We start from the raw sequence: 5,705 nt of genomic DNA on the forward strand, positions 1-5,705 counted from the left end.
GTGGTCGGCGGCTATATCAGCACCTTCTTCGGTATGGGTCGCGTTGACGGCTTTAACCTGGGCAGCTTTGTGGTGGCGGTAATCGGTGCCCTGGTGGTGCTTTTTGTCTACAGGAAGATCAAAGGCTAAGCAGCCGTTGCTCAACAGGGTCGCCGCGGCGGCCCTTTTTCGTGAAATCAATCCGGCGGTGCGGCGCGGGCCGTATCGGCTGAAAGGGGAATATCATGGGTCTGTTCGATAGCGTATTGGGTAACATTCTGGGCGGCGGCGCCAACGGTAAAGGCATCGATTACATCGCCATCATGCAGTGGGTTGAGCAACAAGGTGGCCTGCAGGCCATTTTGGACAAGTTCCGTCAGGGTCAGTTCGGCGATATTGTCGGCTCCTGGCTCGGCAATGGCGAAAACCAACCGATTACCGGCGATCACGTACAGCAGGCGTTGGGCAGCGATGCGATCAATCAGCTGGCTGAAAAGCTGGGTGTCGATCCGGCTCAGGCCTCCAGCACCATTGCACAGTTTTTGCCAACGGTCGCGGATGCCGCTTCGCCAAATGGCGAAGTGCAGCAAGACAGCAACGAACTGGGCGACATGGTCGGCAAACTGTTCAAATAAGGCTTATGCTCCCGGCGTCTGGCCGGGGGCATTCACTCCGCTAATTCCCTCGATCGCCGTCAACGCCTGTTGCAGATGCGCCACCCAGGCGCGCACTTTCTCCGGAATAAATCGTAATGCGGGATAGACCGCGTGCAGCGCCATGGGTGGATAGCGGTATTCCGGCAATACGGGCACCAGCGCCCCTGTCGCCAGCTGCTCGCCGATCAACGGCCGCTGAGCGCCGCCGATACCAAGCCCCGCCTCGATGGCCGTCAGCAGCGATAGCGTATTGTTGGCGCGGAACGTGGGCCGCAGCGCCACTATCTCGGGGCCGTGCGGGCCGATCAGGGTGAGCGTATCGCCGTCGTTCAATCCGCTGTAGCGAATGTGCGCATGTTTTGCCAGCTCCGCCGGCGAACGTGGAACGCCATGCTTTGCCAGATACGCCGGTGATGCCACCAGCAGGCGTTGCAGTTCGCCCAGCCGTTTCGCCACCATGCCGGGCGCGTGCAGTTCGCCGAAGCGCAGCGCCACGTCGATGCCTTCACCGATCACGTCGGCGCGGCGATCGTCCAGCAGCAGCTCGATGGTGAGGTCCGGATGGCGCTGCTGGAAAGCGATGGCCAGCGGCGTGACGTGCCGCTGGCCGAATCCGGTCGGTGCGTGAAGGCGCAGGTTGCCCTGCAGCCGGTGGCGCTGGCCGTGCAGCGCCTCTTCCGCTTCGTCGACCGCCGCCAGAATCGCTTTGAGGCGTTGATAATAACCGCTGCCGGCCTCGGTCAGGGAGACCGCCCGGGTGCTGCGAAACAGCAGCTGCGTCCCCAGTTCCTGCTCCAGACCGGCGATTTGCTGACTGACCGCCGGCTGCGTCAAGCGCAGATCGCGAGCGGCGGCCGACAGGCTGCCCAGCTCCGCCACCCGCATAAAGGTTTTCATTGCGTTCAGCTTATCCATGTCGATCTTGCCTATAGGTTTTTCTTATTAGTGTTAGTGGAGTTTCTCGTCTACCGCAAGCAGTGCTAATCAATAACACTCGGGGCATCGACAACCCGAGGAGTGACAAGATGAACGCAAAGCGGCAGGCGTTAGTGATCGGCGCCAATGGCGTAATAGGGCGCCGATTGATTGAGGAACTGACCGGTCAAGGCTGGCCCGTGGTGGGTGTCTCGCGCCGGGGTGGGGAACCGGCGCCTGGTGTGCGCCACCTGCAGGTGGATCTGCTGGATGCGGAGGCAACGCGCGACGCGCTGCGGCCGCTGAGCGCGATTAGCCACGTCTTCTATGCCGCCTATCAGGATGCGCCGGATTGGGCAGGCCTGGTGGCGCCCAATCTGCAGATGTTGCAACACGTCGTCGAGGGGCTGGAGCCGATCGCGCCGGCGCTGGAGCATATCAGCCTGATGCAGGGCTACAAGGTGTATGGCGCCCATTTGGGGGCGTTTAAAACACCGGCGCGTGAAAGCGACGCCGGGCATATGCCGCCGGAGTTTAACATGGCGCAACAGCGGTATCTGGTGCAGCGTCAGGCCGGCAAACGTTGGCATTGGAGCGCCATTCGCCCGAGCGTGGTGGGGGGCTTCTCTCTCGGCAATCCGATGAACCTGGCGTTAAGTATCGCGGTTTACGCGTCGATCAGTAAAGCGCTTGGGCTGCCGTTGCGTTTCCCCGGCAAACTGGGCGCTTACCACAGCCTGCTGGAAATGACCGAGGGCGGGCTGTTGGCGCGTGCCACGCTCTGGGCGGCGACCGAACCGGCGGCGGCCAATCAGGCGTTTAATATCAACAATGGCGATCTGTTTCGGTGGAGCGAGATGTGGCCAAAAATCGCCGCTTACTTCGGGCTGGAATGCGCGCCGCCGCTGCCGATGCCGTTGGAGAGCATGATGGCGGACAAAGCGATGCTGTGGCGAGAGCTGGTGCAACGGCACCAATTGACCGAACCGGACTATCGCGCGGTGGCCGGCTGGCGTTTCGCCGACTTCGTCTTTTCCTGGGACTATGACATGTTCGCGGACGGCAGCAAGGCGCGGCGTTTCGGTTTCCATCAGTTTGTCGAAACCGAAGCCATGTTTTTCTCGCTGTTCGATGAGTTCCGCCGCCGTGGCATCATTCCCTGAGTGCGGCATTGGTTTCCCCGCAGCGCAGGCTGCGGGGAACGGCTTCAGAACGTCAACATGATCTTGCCGATGTGCTCGCTGGACTCCATCAGCGCATGCGCGGCGGCGGCCTGCTCGAGCGGGAAGGTTTTAAAAATTTGCGGCTTCAGGACGCCGCGCTCCAGCAGCGGCCAAACCTTCTCGTGCAGATCGGCGGCAATCTGCGCTTTGTCCGCGACGCTGCGCGAGCGCAGCGTTGAACCGGGATGGGTCAGGCGTTTCAACAGCAGTGGCATCAGATTGAGCTCTTTTACCACGCCATTTTGCGTGCCGATTTGTACGATGCGACCTTCCATCGCCGCGGCCTGATAGTTCTTGGCCACATAGTCGCCGGCGATCAGATCGACGATCACGTCGGCGCCTTTGCCGTCGGTGGCGTCTTTGGTGCGTGCGACAAAATCTTCGCTGCGGTAGTTAATCGCCACGTCGGCACCCAACGCCAGGCTGGCCTGGCGCTTCTCTTCGGAGCCAACGGTGGTGATCACCTGCGCGCAGAAGGCTTTTGCCAGCATGGTGGCGACCGTGCCGATGCCGGAGGTGCCACCGTGGATCAACACGGTTTCGCCGGCTTTGAGGTGGCCACGCTGGAACACGTTGACCCAGACGGTAAAGAAGGTTTCCGGCAGCGCGGCGGCCTCGGTCAGGCTCAGGCCCGCCGGCACCGGCAGCGCATTGCTTTCATGCACGGTGCAGTATTCGGCATAGCCGCCGCCGGCGATGAGGGCACAAACCCGATCGCCGAGCGCGAAGTGAGTTACGCCTTCACCGATGGCGACGACTTCGCCGGCGATTTCCAGGCCGGGGATATCCGAAGCGCCGGGCGGTGGCGCATAGTTCCCCTGACGCTGCAGCACGTCGGGGCGGTTAACGCCGGCGGCGGCGATTTTCACCAGGAGTTCGCCCGCTTGCGGGACGGGCATCGGGCGTTCGGTGACGACCAGAACCTCGGGAGCGCCGGGTTGGCTGATCTCAATGGCTTTCATCGTGCCGGGCTGCGCTGCATTTGTTGACATGCTCATTCTCCTCATCGTGGCGGACGTGGTTATCCAGGCGGAACGCCCGCAATAAAGTCTGCTGTTAGCTTAGCGAAATCGAATGAGGTGCGCGTGGTCGAATAGAGCGGTTTTGCGAGAAAGGGAGGACGCCGCCGCGATGGGCGGCTGGATATCAATCGTTAGGGGGGATGCGGAACCCTTTTAACGAGACGATAAAGTGTTCTTTCCCTTTGGAGATCTTGGCGCCTTTATCGCACCACAGGCTGGCAAGCTGGAAGAAGTCATCGCTGCCGATATCGTAGGCCAGTTCGATTTTCTTGGCTGTGCCGGCGCGGATGAGCTTTTCTGCTTCCTGATGGTTTGCAGCTTTAATTATGGTCATGGGCGAAATCCTTGGTGTTAAGCCAGAGCGGATAATCGCGAATCATCATATGGCCATATTGTGACATTTTTGTGATGAAAACATGACGGTCCACGAAGGCGCGGCGTGCGGCGTGCCGCGCCTTTGCGGTGTAAACACGTTATCTATTACCGATCGTGCGGGCGAACGAATGTGCTTTTCTTCTGAGATTTTAAGTGTTTATAGAGCGAATAGCCCGCAATGCCGGCCAAGGCAGCCAAGAGGGCAAGGGATCCTGTGGCCATGAACATCACCTCCGAATAAGAATGGCAAGGAGGCGTATTTGTGACATTCATCACTTTACGGGGCAATGAGAGCAATCTGTAATCGGGAAACGGGCATGAGGGAGGAGCAAAAAAAAGCGCCTATAGGGAGGCGCATAAAGATTTGCAACACAGCTTGTTGTGTTCAACACCAGGAGGAGTGGTGAACTGGCGCTATTCTATGCAGCGGCGAGGGCGGCTGATATAGGTATTACTCCGAAAGCGCTGCTACCACTCATAGCCCAACTGAATGTTGTAATCGGGATCCTGATTGGTGGAGTAAGGATCGGATTGGCGGCGGCGATCGGTTTTCTTCACCGGGCCCTCATAGGCGGGATAAGGTTTGGCGCGCGGCTTGCTGCAGCCTGGATGATCGCATTCGATATCGACGCGAAAACCGTTCTTGTCGCGTGCCTCTGCCCAGGTAATCGGCGGTTTCGCCGCCTTGGGGGCCGGCCCCGGCGGAGCCACCGGTTTTGGGGACGGGGCAATGCTGGGCTCTGGTGGCTGATAATTCAGCTCCAGCGCGCCCAGTGGGGCGCTGCAAGCAGCAAAGACCAGCAGGGCGGTAACGCTGGCGGCCGGTAATGTGAGCCATCTCGGCATGGTGAATCTCCCTGAATGATTTCTTTGTGCAACTATAAAACAGCGTAACGATAATTACTATCATTTGCCTTCGATGAAATGGGGGGGAAGGTGGCGATCCCGTAGGCGGGCGGGGTCAAATCCTGTGCGCTTAGCCGAGATTAACGCCCCTGCACGGCGAAAAAGGTTGCTATTGCCGCTCGCTCGTGAGTTAATGATGTCGGCCTGTGGTACAGACCTATTTATGCACGACATTTTGAGTAAAGTAGTTCAAATTTAAAGCGTTATCCCGGATAGCCCTTCTCTGACGAATTTCCTTTCCAGTGCCTCCATAAGTAACTGATGACCGGCTATCTCGCCCATGGCGGCTAACATTATTATTGAAGGAAATTAGACATGTCCAACATGATCAAAGGTCAAGTGAAGTGGTTCAACGAAGCTAAAGGTTTTGGTTTCATCACCCCAGCAGACGGCAGCAAAGACGTATTCGTACACTTCTCTGCTATCCAGGATCAAGGCTTCAAGACCCTGGCTGAAGGCCAGAACGTACAGTTCTCTATCGAGAACGGTGCGAAAGGTCCATCTGCGGCTAACGTTACCGCTATCTAATTGGCGTCTACCGCTGATTGAAAAAAACCCGCCGCGGCGGGTTTTTTTATGCCTGCAATTCGGCGGTGCGCAAAAAAAAGGTTCATCGCGCTTTACCGGGG

General features: G+C 58.8%; 8 protein-coding genes. 4 read left to right on the plus strand and 4 right to left on the minus strand.

Going from position 1 to position 5,705, the window contains the following annotated elements; translation table 11 throughout:
- Both HMPREF3138_RS26895 and HMPREF3138_RS00820 read left to right on the plus strand, forming a co-directional pair.
- Positions 1-129 (plus strand): GlsB/YeaQ/YmgE family stress response membrane protein (locus HMPREF3138_RS26895; RefSeq protein WP_139145112.1); only part of this gene is annotated, 129 nt, incomplete at its 5' end.
- A gap of 95 nt (positions 130-224) precedes the next feature.
- Positions 225-614: a YidB family protein gene (locus HMPREF3138_RS00820; RefSeq protein ID WP_019453502.1), complete on the plus strand. Its 390-nt coding sequence runs from the start codon at positions 225-227 to the stop codon at positions 612-614.
- 3 nt (positions 615-617) lie between these two features.
- Here HMPREF3138_RS00820 and HMPREF3138_RS00825 read toward each other — a convergent pair whose 3' ends face one another.
- The gene (locus tag HMPREF3138_RS00825; RefSeq protein ID WP_038872125.1) at positions 618-1,550 is read right to left on the minus strand and encodes a LysR family transcriptional regulator; all 933 of its coding nucleotides are present in this window, start codon (positions 1,548-1,550) and stop codon (positions 618-620) included.
- A gap of 110 nt (positions 1,551-1,660) precedes the next feature.
- On the opposite strand from HMPREF3138_RS00825, the gene HMPREF3138_RS00830 reads away from it, so the two are divergent.
- Positions 1,661-2,713 (plus strand): SDR family oxidoreductase, encoded by a 1,053-nt coding sequence (locus tag HMPREF3138_RS00830; protein WP_038872123.1) that lies wholly within the window; start codon positions 1,661-1,663, stop codon positions 2,711-2,713.
- A 44-nt stretch (positions 2,714-2,757) separates the two neighbouring features.
- Here HMPREF3138_RS00830 and HMPREF3138_RS00835 read toward each other — a convergent pair whose 3' ends face one another.
- The 3 genes from HMPREF3138_RS00835 to HMPREF3138_RS00845 all read right to left on the minus strand — a co-directional run bounded on the left by HMPREF3138_RS00835 (position 2,758) and on the right by HMPREF3138_RS00845 (position 5,016).
- Positions 2,758-3,765, minus strand: a complete 1,008-nt coding sequence (locus HMPREF3138_RS00835) for an NAD(P)H-quinone oxidoreductase (protein ID WP_070558741.1) — start codon at positions 3,763-3,765, stop codon at positions 2,758-2,760.
- Positions 3,766-3,919: 154 nt separating this feature from the next.
- On the minus strand, positions 3,920-4,129 hold the full coding sequence (locus HMPREF3138_RS00840) for a hypothetical protein (protein ID WP_004935132.1): 210 nt from the start codon (positions 4,127-4,129) through the stop codon (positions 3,920-3,922).
- A gap of 509 nt (positions 4,130-4,638) precedes the next feature.
- Entirely contained in the window at positions 4,639-5,016 is a 378-nt protein-coding gene (locus HMPREF3138_RS00845; protein WP_038872120.1) for a hypothetical protein, read from the minus strand.
- A gap of 375 nt (positions 5,017-5,391) precedes the next feature.
- Here HMPREF3138_RS00845 and cspE point away from each other — a divergent pair, with 375 nt between their 5' ends.
- Positions 5,392-5,604, plus strand: coding sequence for a transcription antiterminator/RNA stability regulator CspE (gene cspE / locus HMPREF3138_RS00850; RefSeq protein WP_004935122.1), 213 nt, complete (start codon positions 5,392-5,394; stop codon positions 5,602-5,604).
- Positions 5,605-5,705 lie beyond the last annotated feature (101 nt).

The organism is Serratia sp. HMSC15F11, assembly GCF_001808215.1.
Lineage (GTDB): Bacteria > Pseudomonadota > Gammaproteobacteria > Enterobacterales > Enterobacteriaceae > Serratia > Serratia nevei.

Excerpts from the sequence above, each read along its gene's own strand:
- HMPREF3138_RS00820 (WP_019453502.1), top strand. The coding sequence starts at position 225 with ATGGGTCTGTTCGATAGCGTATTGGGTAACATTCTGGGCGGCGGCGCC.
- HMPREF3138_RS00825 (WP_038872125.1), bottom strand. The coding sequence starts at position 1,550 with ATGGATAAGCTGAACGCAATGAAAACCTTTATGCGGGTGGCGGAGCTG.
- HMPREF3138_RS00830 (WP_038872123.1), top strand. The coding sequence starts at position 1,661 with ATGAACGCAAAGCGGCAGGCGTTAGTGATCGGCGCCAATGGCGTAATA.
- HMPREF3138_RS00835 (WP_070558741.1), bottom strand. The coding sequence starts at position 3,765 with ATGTCAACAAATGCAGCGCAGCCCGGCACGATGAAAGCCATTGAGATC.
- HMPREF3138_RS00840 (WP_004935132.1), bottom strand. The coding sequence starts at position 4,129 with ATGACCATAATTAAAGCTGCAAACCATCAGGAAGCAGAAAAGCTCATC.
- HMPREF3138_RS00845 (WP_038872120.1), bottom strand. The coding sequence starts at position 5,016 with ATGCCGAGATGGCTCACATTACCGGCCGCCAGCGTTACCGCCCTGCTG.
- cspE (WP_004935122.1), top strand. The coding sequence starts at position 5,392 with ATGTCCAACATGATCAAAGGTCAAGTGAAGTGGTTCAACGAAGCTAAA.